The organism is Deltaproteobacteria bacterium RIFCSPHIGHO2_02_FULL_44_16 (genome assembly GCA_001798185.1).
GTDB lineage: Bacteria > UBA10199 > UBA10199 > 2-02-FULL-44-16 > 2-02-FULL-44-16 > 2-02-FULL-44-16.
On the sequence record MGRM01000009.1, the window covers coordinates 40,419 to 64,910 of the forward strand.

Consider the following 24,492-nt stretch of genomic DNA (forward strand, 5'->3'; position numbering starts at 1 on the left):
AGTTAAAATATTTCCCCTAACCATTCCTTCATTCGGTCTTTGACTTTTCCATAGACATTTCGATCTCGAACTCGAAAGCGTCGCTGATCAAAATTCTTAGCGCCCGTAATGACAAGTCCCACACCAGTTGAGTACATCGGACTACGCACCACATCGACGAGTCCACCGATTGCAATCGGAATACCGCGACGCACCGGAAGATTGAAGACTTGCTCTGCCAGCTCCACCGCTCCTTCAACGAGCGTTGCGCCACCTGTCAACACCACTCCTGCTGCAACCATATCTTCACATCCGCCACGCACAATCTCTTGCTGAATCATCGTAAAAATTTCTTCCATACGAGGTTCAGAAATTTCACCCAGAATTTGTCGTGAAAGAATGCGAGGATTTCGTCCACCCACCGACGGCACTTCAATGGTTTCATCTTTGTGCACCATTCCCGCAACACAGCATCCATATTTTTGCTTAATCTTTTCGGCTTCATGTGTTGGCGTACGAATTCCCACCGCGATATCATTGGTGAGATGATTTCCACCGACAGAAAGCACGGCGGTATGCACAATGCTTCCACCCGAGAAAATGGCGATGTCCGTGGTTCCCCCACCGATATCGACCAGGACCACGCCGAGTTCTCGCTCATCTCCTGACAGAACAGCCTCAGCAGACGCAAGCTGCTGCAAAACAATGTCGTTCACATTGAGTCCTGCTCTGTTACAACATTTAATGATATTTTGTGCAGACGTCACAGCGCCGGTCACAATGTGAACCTTCGCCTCCAGACGCACACCACTCATTCCCACAGGATCACGAACTCCATCCTGATCATCAACAATAAATTGTTGTGGAATGACATGGATCACTTCGCGATCGAGCGGAATTGAAACTGCTTGCGCCGCATCGATCACACGATCCACATCTGTCTGGCGAACTTCTTTCTCTTTAATCGCCACAATGCCATGACTGTTGAGTCCCTTGATGTGACCACCAGCAATGCCGGCATAGACCGATGTGATGTCACATCCTGCCATGAGTTCAGCCTCTTCGATCGCTTTTTTAATCGAAGAAACCGTACTATCGATGTTAATCACCACCCCCTTCCGAAGTCCTTTCGAAGGATGAGATCCTATCCCGACGATATCGATCCCGTCATCGGTGACCTCTCCGACAATGGCACAGATCTTCGTCGTCCCAATGTCGAGGCCAACGATTAAATCCTCGTTTTTTGCCATACGCTTTTCCCCCTTTCCTAAAATGCTTTTTATGTTGAGTACTTTACCACAATTCGATGCTGATCATGCATCACAATATACTGAATTCGTCGTCCTTGTTGATAGATCGCATCTCGAAAACGATCGAGTTGTTCCATTCGCTTTTCCAAATCATAATGACCAAGCAATACAAACACTGGCCGCATCGTCATCGTGAATGAATATCCTTTCACCGGATGAAAATTTACTTCAGCAACCTCTTCACCGGGGAAAAGAGAAGAGCGATCAAACCAAGCGAGAATCGAAAAAGCCTGCGTGATTCTCTGTTTTTCATGCTGCATCATGCCAGTGAAAACGGGATAACTTTTGTCATCCACCGTTTCTACTTTTTTAAACGGTTCTCCTTTTCGATTCATCAGAAAGAGTCCTTGAGACGACAAAATCGCAATCGGCTCTTCTTCTTCAATATACATCCACAATGTATGAGGAGGACGACGACGAACCGAAGCAATTCGAATCCAGGGATCTGCTTTGAGGCGTTGATAAATCGCAGACACATCGATCCAAAAAAGATTATCTCCGACTTCAACGCCGGTAAGCCTTGCCACTTGATCTGTGGTCAGCCGTTTCGTCTCCCCTTCGACCACAATTTCGCGAATGGAAAAATAAGGGGAGAAAAAAACAACGCGGTAGAGACCATAAAAGAAGACCAGTCCAAAAAGAACGATCACGCTTATCATCATAAATCGCTCAAGACGTCGCATCAGTTTTTTCACTTCGCGCCGTTTACGAACCTGTTGTCGTTTCAAAAAAACACTCATTGCTTCACCTTTAAGGATGCTGTTTTTAAAATCTGTTCGCAGAGTTCATCAAAAGAAATCCCTGCCGATGCTGCAGCCTTTGGAACCAGTGATGTTTCGGTCATGCCAGGAATGGTATTGATTTCGAGAAAAACAATTCGTTCATTGTCTCCGATCATATAATCCGCTCGTGCGAATCCTGAACCATCGATCGTATCAATCGCCGCAAAAAGTTTTTCGGAAAGTTTTCCCAGATGCTCCGAAAGTTTTGCGCTGATATTCGCAGGAACTATATAGTCAGTTTTCCCTTTGGTATATTTTGATTCAAAATCGTAAAAACCACTTTTCGGCACAATCTCCACAATCGGCAAACTTTTTCCACGCAGAAGTCCCACCGTCACTTCCCTTCCGCGCACATATTCTTCGACTAACACCGTATCATCGGAAAGAAGAGCGCGTTCGAGCGCTTCACCTAAGAGATGAGCTTCATGCACAATCGTGACATGAATCGTGGAACCCTCTCGTGATGGTTTCACAATCACGGGATACGGAAGGGTCAGGCGTTCAATAAAACTCGTGATCTCATTTCCCGCAACATAGACCTCATCGCGCGCAACAGGAACGCCAAAGCTCGTTGCAAGTCGCTTACACAAAACTTTATTCATCGCTATCGCCGAGCCACAAACACCGGCTCCCGTATAAGGGATGCGCATCCATTCCAAAAGTCCCTGAATGCATCCATCTTCTCCATATTTTCCATGAAGCGCGATGAAGGCGACGTCGATTTTTTCTTGCGTCAAACGCGTCATCACATCACGCTGCGCATCGATTTCAACGACATCATACTCACGACGTTTGAGAGCCGCGGCAATAGCAATTCCTGTCTTGAGAGAAATATCCCGTTCTCTGGATTCTCCCCCAAACAATACAGCAATTCTCTTTTTTTTCTTATCGTTGTTTGTCATTCCCCACCACGATCATTTTTTGTTCCAACGCCACGCCGCTACTCTGTTTCACACGATCTTTGACAAGACCCACAAGCACGAGAAGATCGCGCGCTGTGGCATCGCCTTCATTGAGAATAAAATCAGGATGTAACGTGGAGACGCGCGCACTCCCTACTCGAACGCCCTGCAGACCCGCATCTGCAATCAGTTGACGCGCTTCCACTTTTTCTGGATCAGCAAAAGGCGCGATCGAAAAAACATCCCCTTCGGGATAGAGCTTTCGCTCTTCATGATGTTCGTCACTCTTTTGAATCGCAATTTTTAAAAGAACACGCAGGATGGGAGTGGTTCGAGGAAGCTTCAACTTTCCTCCTTCAAAACGAAGAGATTTTCCCTGCAACGTGATTTCTTTTTGCTGCGCATTCAACACCGTGATCTCTTCCACCTTATGTTCGAGCGAAAGATGTCGCAGAGAATGACCACTCTGAAGTGCGCCGGCAACCGTCCCTGGCAGATTGACAAAACGCTCATATCCACTGAGATGAAAAGCTTCCGCAAAACGCGCAAATTCTTTCAGTTCAACTCCTGCATGTACACTTACTTTAGCTTGCTCATCAGAGGTTCGCATCATTTCACAACGACAAAACTCTCCCCCAAAACGGATGACCATCCCGAGCATTCCCCCATCGCGCACCAGAAGGTTTCGCCCTTTTCCGAGAAAAAGATACGACACGCCGCTGTCGTGTGCGAACTCCATCACCGCTTTGAGGCCCTTCACATGTTTTACCGTCACCAGCGCTTCCACCGCTCCTCCGACCCCAAAGCCGGTATACTCCCTCATCGCTTCATCAAAGCGAACTTCAGTGATTCTCGAAAGTCTCTCTTTTTGATCGTGTGACATGTGCTGTGCTTCAAATGAGCGTTCAAGCCGTGCTCGCTCACGCGGATGCAAAAGCGAGAGATCAATGTCATCAAAAGAGGGAAGATCTTTTTCTTTGGCTTGCTCTCGTTCTTCTTCTTTGATCTCTTCCATCATATACCCCCTTAAGTGTGCTTCTTTATTTCACGTTCAAACATTCATTCACTATACGCTCCGCAGCATCTGGTTGCCGCCGCTTGAGAAGCGCCTGCGACATCGACAGAAGATGTCGTGAATCTTCGGTTAATTTTTTTATTTCATTCGCAAGACGCTCGCCTGTTAACTCTGCCTCCAAAATCATTGTCGCACCGCCAATACGGACTAAACTTTCAGCATTCGCACGTTGATGATCGTCAGCAGAATACGGATACGGAATTAAAATAGAAGGGAGAGTGGCAATGGTCAGCTCTGCAATGGTCATGGCACCTGCTCGTGCAATCACGAGATCAGCTTCTTCATATACTTTTTCCATTGCTCCAATAAATTCAAAAACACTCGCCTCAAAACCTCTCTCTGTATACACCTGCTTGACTCGCTCTCTCTTTTCTTGAGTTCCTATTTGATGAATAAAACGGAGAGAAGATGTGAGTTCTTGTAAATGTGGAAGCGCTTCCAATACCGCACGATTTATTTTTTGTGCTCCTTGAGATCCTCCAAAACAGAGAACCGTAAAAGGTTTCACTTTTTCTTTTGAAGATTTGGAACGAACTCCCAAAATAGATTTTCGTACTGGTGTTCCAGTCAGCATCACTTTCTTTTGCGGAAGGGCTCGAGCTGCTTCAGGTAAACCGAGACAAATAAGCGAAACCCATCGCGCAAGAAGTCGAGTCGTTAATCCCGGAATGGCATTTGGCTCAAGAAGAACCGTGGGGATGCGAAGCAGTGACGCCACAAGCGTCACCGGTCCCGCAGCATATCCTCCAATACTGACGACGCGAGATGGTTTCTCGAACATCACCAAACAAAAAGCGCGGAAAAGAAGAAGAGGAAGACGCGCATACGACGTTATTTTTTTTATTCCATGTCGATCTTTGAGAGAAACAGCGGGCAAAAGAAGAAGTTTCCAACCAAGCGGTGGAAGAAGTTTTGTTTCCAAACCACGCATCGTGCCCACAAAGAGAACAGAGATTCCATCTCGCTTTACAAATGATTCAGCAAGCGCAACCCCAGGAAAAAGATGTCCTCCTGTCCCACCTGCAGCAATCAAGATTTTCATCTGCTTCTGTTTCATGAAAATGCGCTCTCGCTTCGTCGATAGGAAGAAATATTCAGTAATATTCCGACCGCAATTAAAAACATGACCACTGATGAACCTCCATAACTTAAAAAAGGAAGCACCAGACCCTTCGTCGGCAAAAGTCCCATGACCACGCCCATATTGAGCAGCGCCTGGATCCCAATGAGGCCCGTAATCCCAAGAGCGATGTAACGCCCAAAAAGATCGGGAGCTTGAAGAGAAATGCGAAAACCGCGATAACAAAAAAAGAGAAAAAGTCCCATGATGAAAAAAACACCGAGAAGTCCTAACTCTTCTCCGACAACGGAAAAAATAAAATCGGTGTGAGCATCAGGGAGATAAAAAAGTTTCTGTTGACCCTGTCCCAAACCTTGGCCAAACAGTCCCCCTTCATTAAAGGCCACAAAAGATTGAATCATCTGAAAACCTGAACCGTATTGATCGTTCCACGGATTTAAAAAAGCGAGAATACGCTGACGGCGATACGGTGCTTTTGCAATGAGAAGAATGACGAGGGGAAGAAGTGTGGCCAAAATTCCTCCGAGATAACGAAGTCTGGCTCCGGCCACAAAAAGCATCATCCATGTGATCATCGCGATAATGACTGCGGCGCCAAAATCGCGTTGAAGCAAAATAATCCCGCTGACAGCAGTCATCACGAGCACATGAGGAACAATACCAACGGCGAGACTCCTCATACGAGCAGATTTTTTTTCAAGAGAGTACGCTAAAAAAAGAATCATGACGAGTTTTGCAAACTCAGAAGGCTGAAAACCGAACATTCCTATTTTGATCCAACGCGTCGCGCCCCCAATCGTTCTTCCAATGCCAGGAATAAAAACAAGACCGAGAAGAATGAGACTTGCGAAAAGAAAAATATAAATGAAGCGACGATAAAAGTGATAGTGACATGCTGAGGCGGCAAAAAGTCCCACAAGTCCGAGACCCGTAAAACAGAGCGAACGTTTAAGAAAATAATAGCTATCGCCATAGAGTTCGAGCGCACGGACCGCAGAAGCGCTATAAACCATGATCACCCCGAAGACGACAAGCATCATAACGGTAAAGAGCAGCCAAATATCGAAATGATTTTTTTGAAATTCTCCGTTCATAAACCTCTATTCGCTCGCGCGGAGTAAATCCGCGACTCGCTAACGTCAGGGGGAGATCCTGACACTCCCCCTGACCACCCCCATCGAGCATTCACGCCGTGGGTATTTATCGAATTTTCAATGTTGCCAAACTCATACACGCCAAAATAAGAGCGACAATCCAAAAACGGACGATCACTTTTGATTCCGCCCATCCTTTGAGCTCAAAATGATGATGAAGAGGGGCCATCCGAAATACTCGTTTTCCCGTGAGCTTGAAGGAGATCACTTGTGTGATGACCGAAATCGTCTCCAAAACAAAAATGCCACCAACAGCGAGAAGTAAAATTTCATTTTTCGTGACAATCGCCACATATCCCAGAAGCGCCCCGAGCGGAAGCGAACCGACATCTCCCATAAAAACAGAAGCCGGATGAGCATTGAACCACAAAAATCCAATGAGCGCGCCAATGACCGCCCCACAAAGTACCGTGAGCTCACCACTTCCTGGAATCCAAGGAATCTGAAGATATTCTGCAATCGTGGCATGTCCTGCGACATAGGCAAACATACCATAAGCAAAAAATGCAATGATCGACGGCATGCTGACAAGACCATCTAATCCATCTGTCAGATTGACAGCATTCGAAGCTCCTACAATGACACACACCGCAAAAGGAATATACCATCCGTGAAGATCGGGTTGAAACGATTTCAGAAAAGGAAATGAAAGTTGTGTGCTAATTCCAAAACCATCAAAAAGAATGAAAACAAAAACAGTTGCCACAAGCACTTGCAATGGAAATTTCCACCGCGCGCGAAGACCTTTTGCATCTCGCAAAATGACTTTCCGATAGTCATCGATGTAGCCGATGACGGCAAAACAGAGCACCAGAAGCATCCCCAAAATCACATAGGGTTCATCGAATCGTGCGCACAAAAGTAACGCGACAAACATTGAAAACCAGAGAAGAAGCCCTCCCATGGTCGGCGTCCCGCGTTTATCCATGTGCGTTACCGGGCCATCATCACGAACCGTCTGCCAAAATTGTCGACGTGAAAGAAGACCAATAAATGTTCGACCGAGCAAAAGATAAAGACTCATGGCAATGAAACCAGCAAGAAATGTACGCACCGTAATATATTTGAGGACATTCAAAAAACTGTACGTTTCATGAAGAGGATAGAGAAAATGATAAAGCATTATGGTTTTCCCTCTTGCTGTTGCAGCGCTGCCACAATTTCTTCCATTTTCATTCCGCGAGAACCTTTAACGAGAATACAATCTTGTCCACTCATCTGCTCACGCAGCGCACGTATCAATTCGTCACGAGTTGTAAAAACGTTGATTTGCTCTGATGTCATGCCATGTTTCTGCGCACCTTTCGCAACAGAAGATGCAAAATCGCCCACTAAAAAAAGGTGATCAATACGAAGCCGAGCCACTTCATTTCCAATCTCTTCGTGCAACGATGCGGACTGTTTTCCGAGTTCTAACATATCTCCGAGCACGGCAATCGACGTGGTGTGATGAGAACAGTTTTTTAAAACTTCAAGCGCTGCTTTCGTGGAACTCGGATTGGCATTATAGGTATCATTTAAAAGAAGCGATCCATTTTTGAGATGCAAGGGTTGCAATCGCATACGAAACGACTTCATCGTTTCCAAAATCGCTGCGGCTTCAGAGAGATCCATCTTCATCACATAAGCCACCGCCATGGCAGCGGCAGCGTTCCATGCATTGTGTTTTCCGAGCAGTGGGAGGTGAAAGTGAATTTTTTTCTGATCGATTCGCAATGTCACTTCAATTCCCTCACGCTCTTTTTCTTCGATGTTGAGAAGTTGGATATCGCATTCTGGTGAGCTGCCATACCGAATGATGTTGGCCTTCGTCCGTTTGATCAATTTTTGAGCAAAGGGATCATCACTATTCACAATCGCTGTCGCATCAGAACTCAGAGCTTCAAAAAGTTCTCCTTTCGCCTGAGCAACGTGTTCAATATCGCCAAGTCCTTCAAGATGAGCTGGAGCAATATTGGTGATCACACCAATGGTAGGCGCTGCAATCTCCGCAAGCCGTTTGAGTTCTCCAGATCGATTCATCGCCATCTCTACCACCGCAGCGGTATGATGCTCTTCCAATTGCAAAAGGGTCAGAGGGACTCCCACCAGGTTATTCACATTTCCTTCATTCTTCAGCACTCGCTCTGTATGTTCAAAAAGTGCTGCCACCATTTCTTTGGTGGTGGTCTTTCCATTACTTCCCGTAATCGCCACGAGCGAAAGAGAAAAACGCCGCCGCCACCACGAAGCAAGATCCCCAAGCGCTGTCAGTGTATCTTTGACATTGATCACCGACACTTTTTGAGGAATCTCGACGCTGCGCGAAACAACGACCGCGAAAGCGCCCCGGTCCACCGCTTCCCGACAAAAGTCATGACCATCAAATTGCGCTCCCTGAATGGCAAAAAAGAGATCTCCTGCTCGCGTTTTCCGCGAATCGATTGTCACCCCTAAGAGCTGTGTCTGTTCTCCTTGTTGCATGACGACTCCTTGCACCGCGTTCACCATGTCATCACCCGAAAACTGCAAACGATCTCCTTACAACGACGAATGAAAAACCACTCGACACATTGTCCCCGACGCCACCACACTTCCTGCCGCCGGTGTCTGCTGAATCGCCACTCCGCTTCCACGAAAATCGACCTGCAGATCTGATTTCCCAAGCGCTTTCAAGACACCGCGCATGGTGAGCCCCTGGAAATCAGGAACTTTCCATTTTCCAGATCCTGCAGAAAGAACAGAAACATTCTGATCAATCTCTTTTTCTTCAACCTGGGGTTGATCAACATAGTGAGGTTCATGACGCGATGGCACTTTCAAATATCGAAGTGAAGACTCTACAATACGCTTGAAGACAGGAGCAGCGACTTGTCCTCCGTAATAACGTTCCCCTTCTGGCTCATCGAGTCCGACGTACACCACTAAGCGTGGTTCTTCGACCGGCGCAAAGCCCACAAAAGAAGCAAAGTATTTTCCATTCGCATATCCACGCGTAAGTTCATATGCTTTTTGAGCTGTTCCTGTTTTTCCTGCCACACGATATTCGCTACTGGCGGCAAGCGTTCCGGTTCCACCCTCTTTCACCACGGTTTCGAGCATTGTTGTCATAATCTGCGTTGTCTCTGGGCGAAGAGGTCGAGAAAGCACTTCACGTCCACGAACAGGTTTTTCCTCTCCATCAGCAGTAACAATACGTTGAAAAATGCGTGGTCGAAGAAGCTCTCCACCATTTGCAATAGCCGCAAATGCCATGGTCATTTGAAGTGGCGTCACACTAATCCCTTGTCCAAAGGCAATGGTCATATGAACAAGATCAGACCAGGTTGAAGCAGCAGAAAGAATACCCGCTGCTTCTCCCGGAAGTTCAATCTCTAATTTTTTTCCAAATCCAAAATCGCGAAGCGACTGCGCAAGTTGTTCTGGAGAAAGCATCATGCCAATGCGACCCGCTCCAATGTTACTCGAGACACGGATGATATCTGAGACATTCAAAATGCCATGCGGATGTGTATCTTGAATTATTTTTTTTCCGATTTGATAGCGGCCATTGAAACAATCAATCTTTGCATCGGGAGAAAGGATACCTTGATTCAGCGCAGCAGCCATCACCATGACTTTCAAGGTAGAACCTGGTTCATAGCTATCGGTGATGGCGCGATTTTTCCAAAAATGCGAAGCATATTCATTATAACGATTCGGATCAAAGGTCGGCGCATTCGCCATAGCCAAAATTTCTCCTGTGGTCGGATCTGCAACCACCACGATCCCAATTTTGGCTCCACTCTCTGTCAGCGCAACCTCGAGCTCGCGCTCAGCAATATATTGAAGTGTTTTATCAATCGTAAGTTCCACCTGCGCAACATCACGAATAACCGTATAATCTGTGGGCGAAAGATAGAGATGCCCGCGCGCATCGCGTCGGTATTCGCCAGGATTCGATTGAAGCGTTAAAATGTCATGGACCGCAAGTTCAACGCCACCAAGAGCTTGAGCATCAAACCCGACAGCGCCCAAAATAGAAGCAGCCAATTTCCCATTCGGATAACTTCGTTTACTTTCTTGAACCGTCGCAATCCCCGCAAGATTGAGAGAGGAGACAGTTTCGGATTCTTTTTTCGTCACGCGACGTTTAAGCCACACAAATTTTCGTTTTGATTTCAGTTGAGAAAGTATTTTTTCCCGACTCATATCCAGAAGTGGTGAGAGTTTGCGAGCATAGGTCGAAGGATCTTTCATGCCTTGAGGATTCGCAAAGATCGAATCAACAGAAACATTCACGGCAAGTTCTCGCGAAGCACGATCTAAAATTTTTCCGCGCCAAGTACTTTGACGAACCGCTGTTCGATATTGTCGAAGCGCCACGCGAGAAAGTTTTTCATTTTCTTGAAGATGGAAAAAAAGCGCGCGGAGACTCAGGATAAAAAATCCGCCCGCAAAAAAAAGACCGATCACAGCAATGCGCGCTCGCTGACGTCGTTCTGCTTGATCTTGTGGTGACAGTTGAGGTTTCATTTTATTGATCAATAAAAATGATTTCGCTCCCCCTTGGAAGACGCATATGAAATCGTTCATGGGCAACTCTCTCCAGACGATCTGGAGATTTCAGTTTTGCGACTTCAGCTTCAAGCATCGCTCGCTCTTGCGTCAGATCAGCCACTTCGCGATGAAGGCGCGTTACTTCATATCCAAGCGCAATGACACGAACGCGCGTCCAAACAACACACAGAAGAATAAGAGCTCCCAGACAAAAAAACAAAAACACGCGACGAATATAACGATTGCGAATCGCCACCGACTTTTTTGATAGATGCTGTTGACCCACCGTGTGTGCCAACGCGACGACCGATCTCATGCATCGATCCTTTCAAGAACACGCAATTTTGCGCTTCGCGCTCGAGGATTATGAGCAATCTCTTCTTCTTGAGGTTTTTGCGCTTTTCGCATCGGCAAAGAAAATCCCTCCGTGGCTAAAGCACGAAACGCGCGCTTCACCATGCGATCCTCAAGCGAATGATAACTGATCACGACACATCTCCCGCTCTGATGTAAACAGAAGGGAGCTTTATGAAGAAAATGTTCAAGCTCCTGAAGCTCTTCATTCAGAGCAATGCGAATGGCTTGAAACACACGCGTCGCCGGATGAATTCTTTTCCCCCCTTTGGTACGAGGAAAACGGGCAGATGGCGGAAGCGCTTTTCGTATTTCCTCGGCAAGATCAACTGTGGTCTCAAAAGATTTTTGTTCCCGTCGCACGCAGAGATGACGTGCAATGCGCTGCGCAAAGCGTTCTTCTCCATATTCAAAAAAAATGTGCGCCATTTCTTCTTCTTCCGTTGTTGCAATCCACGTTGCTGCGGTTGGTTCCTTTGTTGTATCCATGCGCATATCCAGCGGACCTTCTCGCCGAAAACTAAAACCGCGATCAGCTTCATCGAGTTGAAAACTCGAAACGCCAAGATCGGCAATAATGCCGTCGACACGGTCCCAACCAACCGATGCCAGATGTTCTGAAAGCAAAGAAAATCTCCCCTGTGTGAATACAACCCGTTTCCCGAATTCAGCGAGCCGCTCTTTCGCTCGCTTCAACACTTTTTCATCTTGATCAACGCCCAACAGTTCGCTGTGAGGCGCTGCTTTCAAAAGAGCTGCTGCATGTCCTCCCCCGCCAAGGGTCACATCGACATAGCGCTTGCACTCTTTCTCCATCTGAGAAGCAGTGAGCCATACGACGACTTCGTGTTCCAAAACAGGGAGATGCAAAAGCGTTCGTTCTTCTTTATTGAAGCTCTCCAGAAGGTTCTCCCTGTAAGAAACTCAATAAGGCTTCTTCCACTGTTCCATACATCTCTTCTTCAACGCCCATGGCCTGAAGAATTTGACGAATGTACATACTGGCATTCGCCATTTTCAGATCTCCCCCATCACACTGAAATTGAATCACACGATCGACAATGCGTTGAACAAGTCGATAATCAAGATGTCGTAGTTTTCCCAAATTCAACACCACATTGCGACAATCACTCTGTGAAAGATGCTCCAGAATATTTTCGAAAATGTGCATATTATTGCGAGAGAGTTCTCCTTCGGTATCAATCACCGAAACATCACGAACTTGTTTGACTCGAAACATATCTCCCTCCTTCATTTAAAGCCCCAAGTCGGCGAGTTTTGAGCCGAGTGATTCGAGCTTTTTCTGCGCAGAATCAAAAATTTCTGACCAACGCTCTGCTGCCCAGAACTCAATGCGCTTGGTCATCCCCACAATCACAATCTCTTCTTGAAGTCCGGCATACTCGCGAAGCTCTGGAGGAAGAAGAATGCGACCTTGTTTATCGAAAGGACACTCGACTGCTGCCGAAATAAAAGCTCGTTGAAGAGCTTTGACCTCATCCAAAAATTGGGGGAGCTGACTGACTTTCTGTTCTAACTTCTGCCACTCGAGCGCTGGATACGCCCAAAGACACTGATCAAAATTCGTGACAATAAGACGCTCGTCAAAGCTCGTGGCCAACACCTCCCGAAACTTGGAAGGAATGGAAAGCCGACCTTTGCTATCAATGCTGTGGCGGTAGCGTCCCCGAAACATCCACAATCCTCATAAGTTAGACCTGATTTCCCACAATTCCCCACTTCTTGGGAGAATACGTGAAAAAACTTCACTTCGTCAAGAGAAATTCTTTCTAATTGCTTGAAATTTCGTCGTTTTTTGTGGTTTAAGATGTTCATATTTTACTTTAAAAAAGCATCTCTATATTGAGGAGTTATATTAAATCTTCTACGTAAATTATTGGAATAACGTTTAATTATCTGATAAATAAGATTATTCATGATGAGATTCCTTTTCGTTTCCACTTTACCCTCAGGAGACCGCGTCCCCACGCATACCACGGTCTTTGTGACGTTAACGCTCATTGCGCTGTTTCAATTGGTCATCTCCCTGGTCACCAAACATTTTTTTGCCCTCGGAATTCTCGTGAACGAAATCATCATTATTGCCGGTCTCCCTTTTCTCGTTGCACGACTTCTTCGAACTCGATCCCAACTTCTTTTCCCTTTTCACGCTCCTTCCTTTCGATCAATTTTCTTCTCCCTCCTTTTTATGTTGGGAGTTGTCATCGTGATCGACTATCTCGTGTTCATCAGCGAAATCTTTTTTCCTCTCCCTCTCAGCTATCGAGAAGCTTTAGAACGAGCACTTGAAACATCATCGTCCGTTGAAGTCGTATGGAAATTTTTTCTTCTCTGTCTTGTTCCTGGCGTCTGTGAAGAAATTTTCTTCCGAGGCTTTTGCCAAACAACCTTTCAATTTCAGCTCAACAAAAAAATCGCCCTTTTTCTGACTGCGTTTCTTTTTGCCCTCCTTCACGGCAATCTCTGGTATGTTCATCTCTACTTTCTTTTGGGCCTCGCCCTTTCATGGGTTTTTTCAATAACCAAAACGTTATGGGTCCCAATATGCTGTCACATCTTTAATAATAGCTGGACGTTTTTACATGCGACGTGGAAGACAACCCTCCCGCTACGCTCAACGATGAATGTCTCTGATATTCTTCTCTTTGCATTCGGAATGCTTCTTCTTATAATTTCAACACGCATTCTGAACAGCGATAAAAAGAAAGGTGTACCTATATGAAAAGGGCACAGCCCTTGAAAAAGGGAGATACCATTGGGATTGCAGCCGTAAGTGGCACTTTTGAACGCGATGCTTTTGAAAAAGGAATTACGGTTCTCGAATCGCTTGGGTTCAAAACTTTTTTTCATGAAAGCATTTTTAAAAAAGAGCGGTATCTCGCGGGAAGTGATCAACGTCGCTCGCAAGAACTCGTATCCCTTTTCGAAAATCCAGAAATCAAGGCAATCATGTTTGTCCGCGGTGGTTATGGGGCCATGCGGATTCTTCCGATTCTTGACACAAAGCTCATTGCAGCGAATCCAAAACTGGTGATTGGATATTCAGATCTCACACCACTCCTTGCGTGGTTATCTCAAAATTTCGGTTATCCTGTAGCTTATGGACCGATGGTCCTTGGACTTGGAAAAGGAGTTCCAGAACTCACCCTTGAACACCTGGTTCGTGCTCTCACATCAGAAAAAGCACTTGGGATACTTCCTGGAGGAAACGCAAAAACACTCAAAGAAGGAGAAGCCAAAGGGAAACTTCGTGGAGGATGTCTCGTGATGATCAATGCAAGTCTTCGAACACCATATGAAGTGAATACAGATGATGCGATTCTCTTTTTTGAAGATATCAATGAATGGGTTCCTCAACTTGATCGACTGCTCACGCAACTGAAACACGCAGGGAAACTCAAAAAAGTTCGAGGCATTGTGATTGGAACTCTTGTGTTGCGAAGTGACGATACTCACGATGTTGTTGCGATGCTTCAAGATGTCTTCTCCGATTTTCAAGGTCCGGTTATTTTCAATTACCCTGCGGGACACGATACTGCATTTGTCACTCTCCCTCTTGGAGTTGATGCAGCACTGATCGCTTCCGAAACATCGTGCTCATTGACCATCACGTCAGGTCTCTTTGAATGAGACGCGATTTCAAAATGGACAAATTACACGGGTGGCGCCGACGTTGGATCCCAGGGGCGCCCCACCCACGGTTTATGGGTGGGGAGGTGGAACGACGGAGGCGACAGGACCCGTGACCACAAAACGTTTTGAAATCGCGTCTCATTCAATTTCTGAGGCAATGAAAGACGCCATCGAAGAGGGTGTTTTTCCCGATGCAGAACTTCTGGTTGCTCATCACGAAGAAATTCTTTTTCATAAATCTTATGGCCGCGCACGAAAAGGGAGTCTCTTTGATATCGCATCTCTGACAAAACCGATCTGTACTGCAACGCTTACCATGCTCTTTCACGCCAAAGAGCTTATCAAACTTGAAGATACGGTCTATCAATGGCTTGCAGGCGCGAGACTTCCTTTTCATCGACAGATCACCGTCGAGATGCTGCTCCATCACTTTGCGGGCTATATCGCATGGCAACCCTATTATCGCGAACTTCCTCTATCGATGATCGGTACCGAAGAAGGGAGAGATTTCATCTTCCAAGAATGTCTTCGTGAACCGCTGATTCACGCTCCAGGGGAAAAAACAGTCTACAGTGATATTGGCTCTATTCTTTTAGGAAAAATTCTGGAAGAAGCTGGCGATCATCCGCTTGATATCCTTTTTCAAGAATACATCGCCGCACCTCTCAAACTTCACGATACGTTTTTTATTCCGACGCACACTCACTCCGCGCGAGCGAATAGACGATTCATTCCGACACAGGACTGTCCTTGGCGAGGACGCATTCTCAAAGGAGAAGTCGATAATGCGAATGCGTATGCACTGGGAGGAGTAGCAGGTCACGCCGGACTTTTTTCAACTGCTTCGGATCTTCATATCTTTCTGAAGGCTTTCACCCAGAGTTTGTCCGGAAAAAATGATTGGATTCCCCCAGAAACAGTGCGAGCGTTTTTTGACTTTGAAAAAGCGTGGAGTCGAAAAGAAAACGATACATTTGTGGGCGGGTGGAACCTCATTACCCCTGGTCGCTCTTCATCGGGACACTCTTTCTCAAAACGCTCCATCGGGCATCTCGCGTATACCGGATGTTCTCTCTGGATCGATCTCGAAAAAGAGGTCTGGGTTATTCTGCTCACGAACCGCGTTCATCCGAGCATGACCAATGAAAAGATCAAAAGCTTTCGACCTCAATTGCATGATTTGATTATGAAAGAGCTGATTCTCAACGTTTGAGATCCTCTTATGACACTTTTTTAGTAACTATTTTTTAGTAATTTTGTTGAAGTCGAGATATTCTCTCTCCCATTGCAATTCATCAAAATTCCCTGCTAGAAAGTAACCTCATGATGGAACAGAAGAAAAAAAATATTCATCTTCTTGGCATTGGTGGAACAGGAATGGGGGCCCTCGCGGGCCTTCTCAAAGAAATTGGTTATCACGTCACGGGAAGTGACAATGAAATCTATTCTCCGATGAAAGAAGAACTCGAGCGTCTGGAGATTACGCCTTATAAAGGATATAGCGAAAAAAATCTAGACGATCGACCAGACCACGTCGTGATTGGAAATGTCATCACGAAAATAAATCCTGAAGCGATCGCAGTTGAAAAACAGGGTATTCCTTATCTCTCCATGCCACAAGCGCTGGCGCGCTTTTTCTTAAAAGATCGTCAAACACTTGTGGTTACTGGAACGCATGGAAAGACGACAGTCTCGACACTTCTGGCGTGGTTTTTAACGGCAGCGCAAAAAGATCCTGGATTTTTTATTGGCGGCATTGGAAAAAATTTCGGAAGAAGCGCTGCGCGCGGTTCCGGAAAATATTTTGTTGTTGAAGGAGATGAATACGACACCGCCTATTTCGATAAAGGACCAAAATTTCTTCATTATCGTCCTTTTGGGAGCATCTTGACGTCGATTGAATTTGATCATGCTGACATCTACAGAAGCCTTCATCATGTTCTGGAAGCTTTTCGAAAGTTTGTCGCTCTCATGCCTCACAATGGAGTGCTCATTGCCAATATCGATGATGCCAATGTAAAACGAGTGATTGCAGAAGCCCCTTGTCGGGTCGTGACCTATGGTTTTTCTCCTGAGGCGCATTATGCCATCACTCATCTTTCTCTGACGCCCGAAGGAAGTTCATGTGAAATCACGACAAAGAAGGAAAAAATATCTCTTCACTCCCCTCTTGCCGGACGTCACAACATCGTGAATACGGTGGCAGCATGTGCTCTCTTACATGAACTTGGAATGTCGTTTGACGAACTCCAACAAGGACTTTCAACTTTTGAAGGAGTCAAACGACGACAAGAAGTGGTTGGAAATATCAAAGACATCACGATTATCGATGATTTTGCGCATCATCCCACAGCGATTTCAGAAACCATTGATGCCATCAAAGCACGTTATCCCAAAAGACGTGTTTGGGCTCTTTTTGAACCGCGATCCAACACAAGTTGCAGAAATGTCTTTCAACACGAATTTGTGGAAGCGCTTGCTCACGCTGATCGCGTGATCATCGCTTCTCCTTTTAAAGCAGATAAACTTCCAAAAGAAGAACGACTCGACGCGCAAAAAATTGCGGATGGTCTGATGAACGAAAAAGGGATCGATGCGCATTATATTCCAGGCGGAACCGAATTCATTCTCGAATATCTGATTCGAAATATTAATGTTCAGGATGTCATTCTCGTGATGTCCAATGGCGGCTTTGACAATATCCATCACAAAATTATCGAAAAACTTGAGCGCCGAAAACTCTATGAAGATCATTCGCAACTGAAAATGAGTCGCATTCCCAAGAAGAAGCAATGAAGCGTTCTCGACAACGTCAAATAGCACGTACGCTTGTCTTCCTTATGACAGGCATCCTCTTTTTCTTTGGTGGCTCCGTATGGCTCATCAATCGACCGGCAACACTTCGTTATCTCCTCTCCTTTTTGAACAGTAAAAGTCCGTGGAACATCGAAGCCACACACATGGTATGGACGCCTTGGAGAAATCATCTTTCTGTAAAAGAAATAGCGCTTTCTCATCCTCACAAGGGACAACAATTACGAATTGAAAAAATAGATCTCAGTTATCGTTTTTTACCTCTCCTGCGTGGAAAACTTTCTATTGATGAAAGCGTCATTCAAGGAGTGACGCTTGAGCTTCCACCCCAAGAAAAAAAGGAAAAAAAGAAAACAAAACTCGAATTAAAAAAATTATTTCTCCTTCAAAATATCGCTCTGAACAACACTCGCATTCTCAATATCGACATTCACTTTGGGAAAAAATCACGTTTCACGACCCAAGAAATGCGGATTGCTTTTGATCGAACTTTTCTTGGAAAGAACTGGCTTCGCATCGGTTTTGACGAGCTTCATCTTTTTTCTGCAGAACACGAAATTCTTACTTCAGAACGCCTCACTCTCAAAGCAGAAACAGAACTGGAACGGTGGGAGCCAACATTTCCTTACGTCAACGATCTCACCGGCGAAGTGGAAGGACTCAATCTTCTTCTTGAAGGAACTGACATTCAAAAAACCTCAGCCCAATTAAAATACTCGGACCAGATATTGACCCTCTCATCGCTCTCTTTAGAAATTTCAGAAAATATTCTTTCTGGAAGTTGCAAAGCAAATTTTACGGACGAAACATTTGGAGGCGAACTTACGATCCCCAAAGCTGTGCATATTCCTCACCTTGTCAAACCGTTAGAGGTCATGGACACAGAAGGACTTCTTTCCGGAAAAATTTCTTTTGAAGGAAGAGGATTCTCCCCTCTTCAAAGTACCGGAAAAGCCGTTGTTGACATCACACATCGATTTTCTCGTGCTGCTGATCGAGAAAATCGTGTCACCACTTCTGTCAGCTGGGAGAAAGGCCTTGTCTCTTTTCGTGAAGGATTGATTCGAGCCGGAGAATCAGAAACGTCTTTTCATGGTTCTCTTGATATTTCTCATCAACAGATTGTTTTTGAAGGAAATGGAAAAAAATTTCCTCTCGAATATTTTTTTGAACAATTTCGAGATCCACATCTCAAACTTCTTTTCGGAACTGCCGATTTTGCAGGAACGTTTCAAGGCTGGGGGAAAAAATTTCAGGCACATGTCGAAGGAAAAGTTCATGATGGTGGATGGAAACCGATTGCCGCAGAAGAATTACATGTTCTTTTTGAAGCAAGCTACGATAAACTTTCGGTTCAAGGGACCATTGTTCAAAACGGCAAACAGACAGGTGATGCAATTTTCGCTCTTCTCTATGGTCCAAAAAAAGAAAACCAACCACGTCCAAAAAAAATCTCCTTGCAAGCTCATATTGAGAACTATGATCTTGGCGCTTCACTCGGAACTCCCTTTGCATTGACCGGGGAAGCAACGGGAGACATCGAGCTTTCAGGACCTGTCACGCAGTTCAGCGGAAAAGCTGCTGTAAAAGCAACTGCGGGGACATGGTATAAAATTCCTTATGATGTGATTTCCAACACGTTCACGCTTACAAATAAACAAATTGTTTTTTCCAACATGGCGCTCAAAGCGGCACGACTTCAAGAACGTCAGTTTTCAGCTCAGCTGGTGTTGGATTTTCAGAAAGAATCTTTTCGTCTGCATGGCACTCCGATTCCAGAACTCACCCTTGATCTCTCACGAGAGAACGCATCCGGCATCTGGACCTTCCGCCAGGTTTCGTATGCATCGCTTTTGCAGAAAGATGAAAAAGTTTCTGCGCATGGAACCATCCAGAAAGATGGGACTCTCAATCTTTCTCTTACAGGTCTTGTCAACCTCACTCTCCTCAATCCCATTTCTCATCTGGTTCGTGAAGCAGAAGGAAAAGCAACCGTTGATCTGAAACTTCGAGGTTTGGCATCAGATCCACTTCTTTTTGGAAATATTCAATTCCATCAAGCTCTTTTTTCACCTCGCTTCACACGACTGCGCATGGAAAATATTACCGGCAGTCTTCACTTTGAAGGAAAATCGATTCAGATGAAAGATATCCATGCCACCGTTGAAGATGGACATTTTTCACTCAAGGGGAATGCAATGCATCACAACGCAACCTTAGAAAGCGCCAATCTTTCATTTTCTTGTGAATCATTAACGTTTCGTCCTCAAGGTTTAGATTTGCGTTTAACCCTTGATGCAGACGTGACGCTTCAAGGACGTTTCCCTTCTCCTTTTCTCAAAGGAAATGTCACCGTGATTGATGGTCGATATAGTAAAAATTTTCGTCTGATCGATTCGATTCAAGGGAGAGAGGAAGATGAAAGCGCCGAAGAAGAAACAATGTCGACGTTGAATCCAACGCTTGCTCTTCGCGTTCGCAATTCAGGTGAATTTCTCATTCGCAACAATATCGGAGATATCGATCTTCGATTTGATCTGGCAGTGACCGGCACGAGAAAAAAACCGACCGTCAATGGTGTGGTCGATGTCGCCGGCACGATACATTATTTAGGTTTGAAGTTCGACATTACGCGAGGTTTTCTGGAGTTCCGTGAACCGTATGCCACTCCTTATCTCGAAGTAACAGCAGAGCGCGAAATCGGCGCTTCCAATGTAACCCTTTTCTTACGTGGAGAAACCGAAAATCTTTCCTTGGATCTCTCAGGAACATCACCAGAAGGCCCTCTCAATAAAAAAGATGTTCTTTCACTTATCGCTTTTGGTTTTACGGAAGAAGACCGACGATCCCAACGAAATGATATTTCACAAGAAAGACTTGCATCCAAAGTCCTCTCTTCTCAAGTATCGAGTGTCCTTCAACGGCCCATTTCGGAATTTACCTCGCTTGATGTCTTTCGACTTGAAGCGGCTGATCCAGCTTCATCAACAGGATCGCGCGCGATTTCTCGTGTTTATATTGGGAAACAGGTCAATGACCGATTAAAAATGGATTTTTCTACCGATATTAACAGTGAAAACGCTACTCAGACTGTCAAAGCAGAATATTCGATCATTGATAATATTTTGCTTACAGGAAGCAGAAGCAGTAACAATGAATTTGGAGCGCGAATCACTCTTCGCTTTCGTTCACGATGAAACAAAAAATATTTATTTTTCTTTTGGTGCTCATGAGTTTTCTTTCATCAGCGCATGCCGCTTCAGAGAAGATCGCTCAAATACGCATTTCTGGCCTTTCGCGCATTGGTGAAGATACCGTTCGTCATGTACTCCCCTTTCAAGAAGGCGATCCTTTTCGTGTCCAAAAAGTAGATGAGGCGATTACCGCGCTACGACGATGGGGAGCATTTGATGCCATTCAAGTCGATATCGATTCGACACCTGAAGGAAAACTCCTTCACTTTCGACTCGATGAAGCAACGGTGATTCTTCTCATCGAAATACAGGGAAATTATCCCTTTGTCGAAAATCGAATTCGAAAATACTTTACCTTGAAAGCTGGAGACATTTACACCCCTCAATCTGTCAAGGCACAAGTCGATCGCATCAAAACATTTTATGAACAACAAGGATATATCAATACCGAAGTCGAAATTCTTGAAACTGCAGAGCCCACTGAAAATGGTGTAACCATTACCTTTGCCATTCATCGAGGAGAACAACTTCGTTATCGAAATATTATTGTTAACGGGAATAAAGCTTATCCTCTCGGACGATTTGTTTCTGCTCTGAATCCCTGGAAATCATATTCAGAAAAAAGGCTCAAAGCTTCTTTACGCAAGCTCACCGATTTCTACCACGAACATGGATATCCCCGTGCAAGGATCGAAGTTCGAGAAAAGGAAATTGACTATCATCTCTCTCGAGTCGATCTGCAACTTGAGGTGTATGAAGGACCTCATGTCAAAGTAGAGTTTCAGGGAAATCGTCATGCAAGCGACCGTACGCTGAAAAAAACAATGACCATCTCTCGAGAAGGGAGTTTTGATCAATATGAAATAGACGCAAGTATTGCAGCTCTTAAAAAACTTTTTGCAGAAAGAGGTTATCCGGACGCTCATATCGAGGCACAACGCGTTGATCTTTCCGAAGAAAAAAAAATAATTTCCTTTGTGATGGAAGAGGGCGAACCTCAATTCATCAAACAGATCAGATTTCCGGGACGTAAAAAAGTTGCACAGCGCAAGTTGAAAAAGGTGATGGCCAATCAAGAAAGGTCACTTCACACACGTGGTCCGTATAAACCGCATCTCCAAACACGAGATAGTGCAGCATTAAAAAAAGTATTAGAATCCGAAGGTTTTTTGGATGGCGCTGTCGAAGCGTGGAAAGTGAAAAAAGGAGAAGACCTCGGATCTCTCACCGTGCAGATTCCACTGAGCGAAGGAGAACAGACGATCGTCGAAGAGGTTCTTTTCCAGGGAAATCATGCTGCATCCACAAAAGATCTCCTCGACGTGCTCAAAGTTATTCCGGGAAAAACTTTTGATCCCCATTTCATCGAAGAAGAGCGCAAGCAACTTCTCGTTTTTTACAGTGACCATGGATATCCGTACGCTCAAGCCAAAGCTTCCATCGCTTCTGGAAACGTTCCTTATACTACGATCATCTCCTATGAAATCGAGGAGGGTCCGGAAGTTCGTATTGGTGAAGTTCTGATTGTGGGGGATGTGCTCACAAGCCAAAAGGCGATCAAAAAAGCAATGGGCATTGGTCATGGCGATCTTTTCAGCACGCAAAAAATTGTTGAAGCGCAACTCAATATCAGAAGACTTGGCCCTTTTTCCTCCGTGAGTGTTGAAACAATCGGCATCCAAGAAAAGGAAGAAAAAATTCATCTTCTCGTCAAAGTGGAAGAACAGCGTCCTTTCCTTGTTGATATCGAGTTTGGATACAGTACGGACAAACAATATGTAGGGAATTTGAAGTTCACAAACCTGAATGCTTTTGGTTGGGCAAAACGGAACACTCTCAAACTTATCGGAGGTCGTGAAATCTCTGGCGTTGAACTCGGTTGGGTTGATCCAAGACTTTTCGGTTCCCAAGTTGAAATGACCATGAATACTTCCATGTTCTATGAAGAAGAACCTGCATTTCGATCTCTAAAACTTGGCGGTGGAGTTGGCTGGTTCAGACGATTTGACGACGTTGGACTTCTTTTTCGATTCGATCTCAATCGAAAGTATCTTCTTGAAGGAAATGTTGACGCAGCTGACGCGCAATCTATCCGCAATAGCACGATTCTTGAAACATCGGCTTCCACTAGTTATGATTCACGCGATAGTTTTGCTGATCCACGAAAAGGACTTTTTGCGCTCGCCGCTGTTACTCTGCTCAATGAAATCAAGGGAAAAGAATCGAATTTCATGAAACTCTCTTTATCGACAGAATATGATTTCTCACCATTTCGAAGCATCACTCTTTCATCCGCAGCGCGCCTCAATCGTATTGAACGATTTGGAACAAATGTTTCCATTCCTCTTGATCAACGTTTTTTTCTTGGAGGTGATGACACCCTCCGAGGTTTTAGTGAAGATAGCTTAGGTCCCCAAGATCTCGGAAAAATTACAGGAGGACGGCTTCGCTGGATTCTCAATGAAGAACTTCGCTTTCGACTTTTTGCCCGATTCAATTTTGCATTCTTTTATGACGTGGGACAACTGACCGATGATGCTTCAGAACTTTCCATCGGAGGCGCACGACAGAGCGCTGGCTTTGGATTTCGCTATGTCACACCAGTGGGGCCTATCAGAGCAGACTATGGTTTTAAATTGGACCGACGAACAGGAGAAGACGTAAGTCGATTTCATCTCACTTTTGGATACGTTTTTTAGCTTCAAGTTTTTCCAAAAATTCTTTTCGTGTCTGTTCCCACAACTGTGTTCTTCCTTCATGTGTTGTGAACTTACTCATGATCTGGGGAATCGATTCATTCTCCAGATGCATTTTGGAATCAAGCACGTTCATGATGTAAATCATACGATACACTGTCGTGGCATTTGTCATCATGCCCACAAACACAATGGCTGCCATGACGAGGAAAGGAGGTGGAGTCGCAAAAAAAGGAAGAAGCAGAAGAGTCGCCGCAGGTTGAAGAATCGAACTCACTCCAATGTAGACAATCCGTTCAGGACGTTGCATCGATCCACTCTTGCACGGAACACCAACGCTATCTCCTTTGGCCCGTGTATAACTCACAAGCATTGAACCAAGGAGTCCCGCAAGGACAAAGAAAAAAATCCAACTTTCGCGAAAATAATACGCAAGGCCAATAAAACAAATCCCTTCACTGATGCGATCCATGACAGAGTCAAAAAATTCTCCTGATTTCGTCTCTTTCCCTGTAACACGTGCAACGCGTCCATCAAAAAGATCAAAGGTCGCTCCCACAACCATCATCCACCCCGCATACCCAAAATGTCCGAGCGCAAAAAGAATGGCGGTCAAAGGCGAAAAAAGAAAACCGATCATCGTAATGATATTTGGTGTCATGCGAGCCTTGGCCATCGCTAACGCAACAGGATCAGTCCACCAGACCCACCACTCTTTAAAAAAACGATTGAGAAACTTTGAGGTATGCCGATGTGCTGCATCGTGCGCTTTATGACGATCCCCTTTTCCGGTCAGCGCAAAATAAGCCACGGATGTCAGAACAAAAGCATTGATCAAAAGAATAGGACCAAATGAAATCCACAAAGGACTTAATAATATCATGTTCACCTCTCTGTGTTGCTTACAACATTTCTTGATCTCGGTTCAACTTGAAAAAAAACCCCCCACGACGTGTGGGGGGTTGAGAGCATACATCTT

The 24,492-nt window shown here is 45.2% G+C and carries 20 protein-coding genes; 6 read left to right on the top strand and 14 right to left on the bottom strand.

Annotated features, from left to right (window positions below):
• Positions 1–2: 2 nt before the first annotated feature.
• The 13 genes from A3C46_04640 to A3C46_04700 form a co-directional block, all read right to left on the bottom strand.
• Positions 3–1,229 carry a cell division protein FtsA gene (locus tag A3C46_04640; GenBank protein ID OGQ22747.1) on the bottom strand — a complete coding sequence of 409 codons (1,227 nt, stop codon included), beginning with the start codon at positions 1,227–1,229 and terminating at the stop codon, positions 3–5.
• 29 nt (positions 1,230–1,258) lie between these two features.
• Positions 1,259–2,029, bottom strand: a complete 771-nt coding sequence (locus A3C46_04645) for a hypothetical protein (GenBank protein ID OGQ22748.1) — start codon at positions 2,027–2,029, stop codon at positions 1,259–1,261.
• Positions 2,026–2,973 (bottom strand): hypothetical protein, encoded by a 948-nt coding sequence (locus A3C46_04650; GenBank protein OGQ22749.1) that lies wholly within the window; start codon positions 2,971–2,973, stop codon positions 2,026–2,028. Before A3C46_04650 ends, A3C46_04645 begins: the two co-directional genes overlap by 4 nt.
• Positions 2,957–3,988, bottom strand: coding sequence for a hypothetical protein (locus A3C46_04655; protein ID OGQ22750.1), 1,032 nt, complete (start codon positions 3,986–3,988; stop codon positions 2,957–2,959). The genes A3C46_04650 and A3C46_04655 overlap by 17 nt, the downstream gene beginning before the upstream one ends.
• 25 nt (positions 3,989–4,013) lie before the next feature.
• Positions 4,014–5,090 (bottom strand): undecaprenyldiphospho-muramoylpentapeptide beta-N-acetylglucosaminyltransferase, encoded by a 1,077-nt coding sequence (locus A3C46_04660; GenBank protein OGQ22927.1) that lies wholly within the window; start codon positions 5,088–5,090, stop codon positions 4,014–4,016.
• 11 nt (positions 5,091–5,101) lie between these two features.
• Positions 5,102–6,223: a cell division protein FtsW gene (locus tag A3C46_04665; GenBank protein OGQ22751.1), complete on the bottom strand. Its 1,122-nt coding sequence runs from the start codon at positions 6,221–6,223 to the stop codon at positions 5,102–5,104.
• Between the two features lie 106 nt (positions 6,224–6,329).
• Positions 6,330–7,406 carry a phospho-N-acetylmuramoyl-pentapeptide-transferase gene (locus A3C46_04670; protein ID OGQ22752.1) on the bottom strand — a complete coding sequence of 359 codons (1,077 nt, stop codon included), beginning with the start codon at positions 7,404–7,406 and terminating at the stop codon, positions 6,330–6,332.
• Positions 7,406–8,794, bottom strand: coding sequence for a hypothetical protein (locus A3C46_04675; protein OGQ22753.1), 1,389 nt, complete (start codon positions 8,792–8,794; stop codon positions 7,406–7,408). Before A3C46_04675 ends, A3C46_04670 begins: the two co-directional genes overlap by 1 nt.
• A gap of 9 nt (positions 8,795–8,803) precedes the next feature.
• Positions 8,804–10,777, bottom strand: a complete 1,974-nt coding sequence (locus tag A3C46_04680) for a hypothetical protein (protein OGQ22754.1) — start codon at positions 10,775–10,777, stop codon at positions 8,804–8,806.
• A 1-nt stretch (position 10,778) separates the two neighbouring features.
• A complete protein-coding gene (locus tag A3C46_04685; GenBank protein OGQ22755.1) occupies positions 10,779–11,117 on the bottom strand; it encodes a hypothetical protein in 339 nt (112 codons plus the stop codon).
• On the bottom strand, positions 11,114–12,058 hold the full coding sequence (locus tag A3C46_04690; protein ID OGQ22756.1) for a 16S rRNA (cytosine(1402)-N(4))-methyltransferase: 945 nt from the start codon (positions 12,056–12,058) through the stop codon (positions 11,114–11,116). The genes A3C46_04685 and A3C46_04690 overlap by 4 nt, the downstream gene beginning before the upstream one ends.
• Complete coding sequence (locus tag A3C46_04695; protein ID OGQ22757.1) at positions 12,042–12,395, bottom strand: hypothetical protein; 354 nt, start codon at positions 12,393–12,395, stop codon at positions 12,042–12,044. Before A3C46_04695 ends, A3C46_04690 begins: the two co-directional genes overlap by 17 nt.
• 15 nt (positions 12,396–12,410) lie before the next feature.
• Positions 12,411–12,851, bottom strand: a complete 441-nt coding sequence (locus tag A3C46_04700) for a division/cell wall cluster transcriptional repressor MraZ (protein ID OGQ22758.1) — start codon at positions 12,849–12,851, stop codon at positions 12,411–12,413.
• 240 nt (positions 12,852–13,091) lie between these two features.
• On the opposite strand from A3C46_04700, the gene A3C46_04705 reads away from it, so the two are divergent.
• The 6 genes from A3C46_04705 (at position 13,092) to A3C46_04730 (ending at position 23,516) form a co-directional block, all read left to right on the top strand.
• Positions 13,092–13,898: a hypothetical protein gene (locus A3C46_04705; GenBank protein ID OGQ22759.1), complete on the top strand. Its 807-nt coding sequence runs from the start codon at positions 13,092–13,094 to the stop codon at positions 13,896–13,898.
• Positions 13,895–14,806, top strand: coding sequence for a hypothetical protein (locus A3C46_04710; GenBank protein OGQ22760.1), 912 nt, complete (start codon positions 13,895–13,897; stop codon positions 14,804–14,806). The genes A3C46_04705 and A3C46_04710 overlap by 4 nt, the downstream gene beginning before the upstream one ends.
• A 160-nt stretch (positions 14,807–14,966) precedes the next feature.
• Positions 14,967–16,022, top strand: coding sequence for a hypothetical protein (locus A3C46_04715; GenBank protein ID OGQ22928.1), 1,056 nt, complete (start codon positions 14,967–14,969; stop codon positions 16,020–16,022).
• Positions 16,023–16,132: 110 nt separating this feature from the next.
• Entirely contained in the window at positions 16,133–17,605 is a 1,473-nt protein-coding gene (locus tag A3C46_04720) for a UDP-N-acetylmuramate--L-alanine ligase (protein ID OGQ22761.1), read from the top strand.
• Positions 17,602–20,820, top strand: a complete 3,219-nt coding sequence (locus tag A3C46_04725; GenBank protein ID OGQ22762.1) for a hypothetical protein — start codon at positions 17,602–17,604, stop codon at positions 20,818–20,820. The genes A3C46_04720 and A3C46_04725 overlap by 4 nt, the downstream gene beginning before the upstream one ends.
• Positions 20,817–23,516, top strand: coding sequence for an outer membrane protein assembly factor BamA (locus A3C46_04730; GenBank protein ID OGQ22763.1), 2,700 nt, complete (start codon positions 20,817–20,819; stop codon positions 23,514–23,516). Before A3C46_04725 ends, A3C46_04730 begins: the two co-directional genes overlap by 4 nt.
• On the opposite strand, the gene A3C46_04735 is transcribed toward A3C46_04730, so the two are convergent.
• Positions 23,494–24,396, bottom strand: coding sequence for a hypothetical protein (locus A3C46_04735; protein ID OGQ22764.1), 903 nt, complete (start codon positions 24,394–24,396; stop codon positions 23,494–23,496). The genes A3C46_04730 and A3C46_04735 overlap by 23 nt on opposite strands.
• Positions 24,397–24,492: the final 96 nt, after the last annotated feature.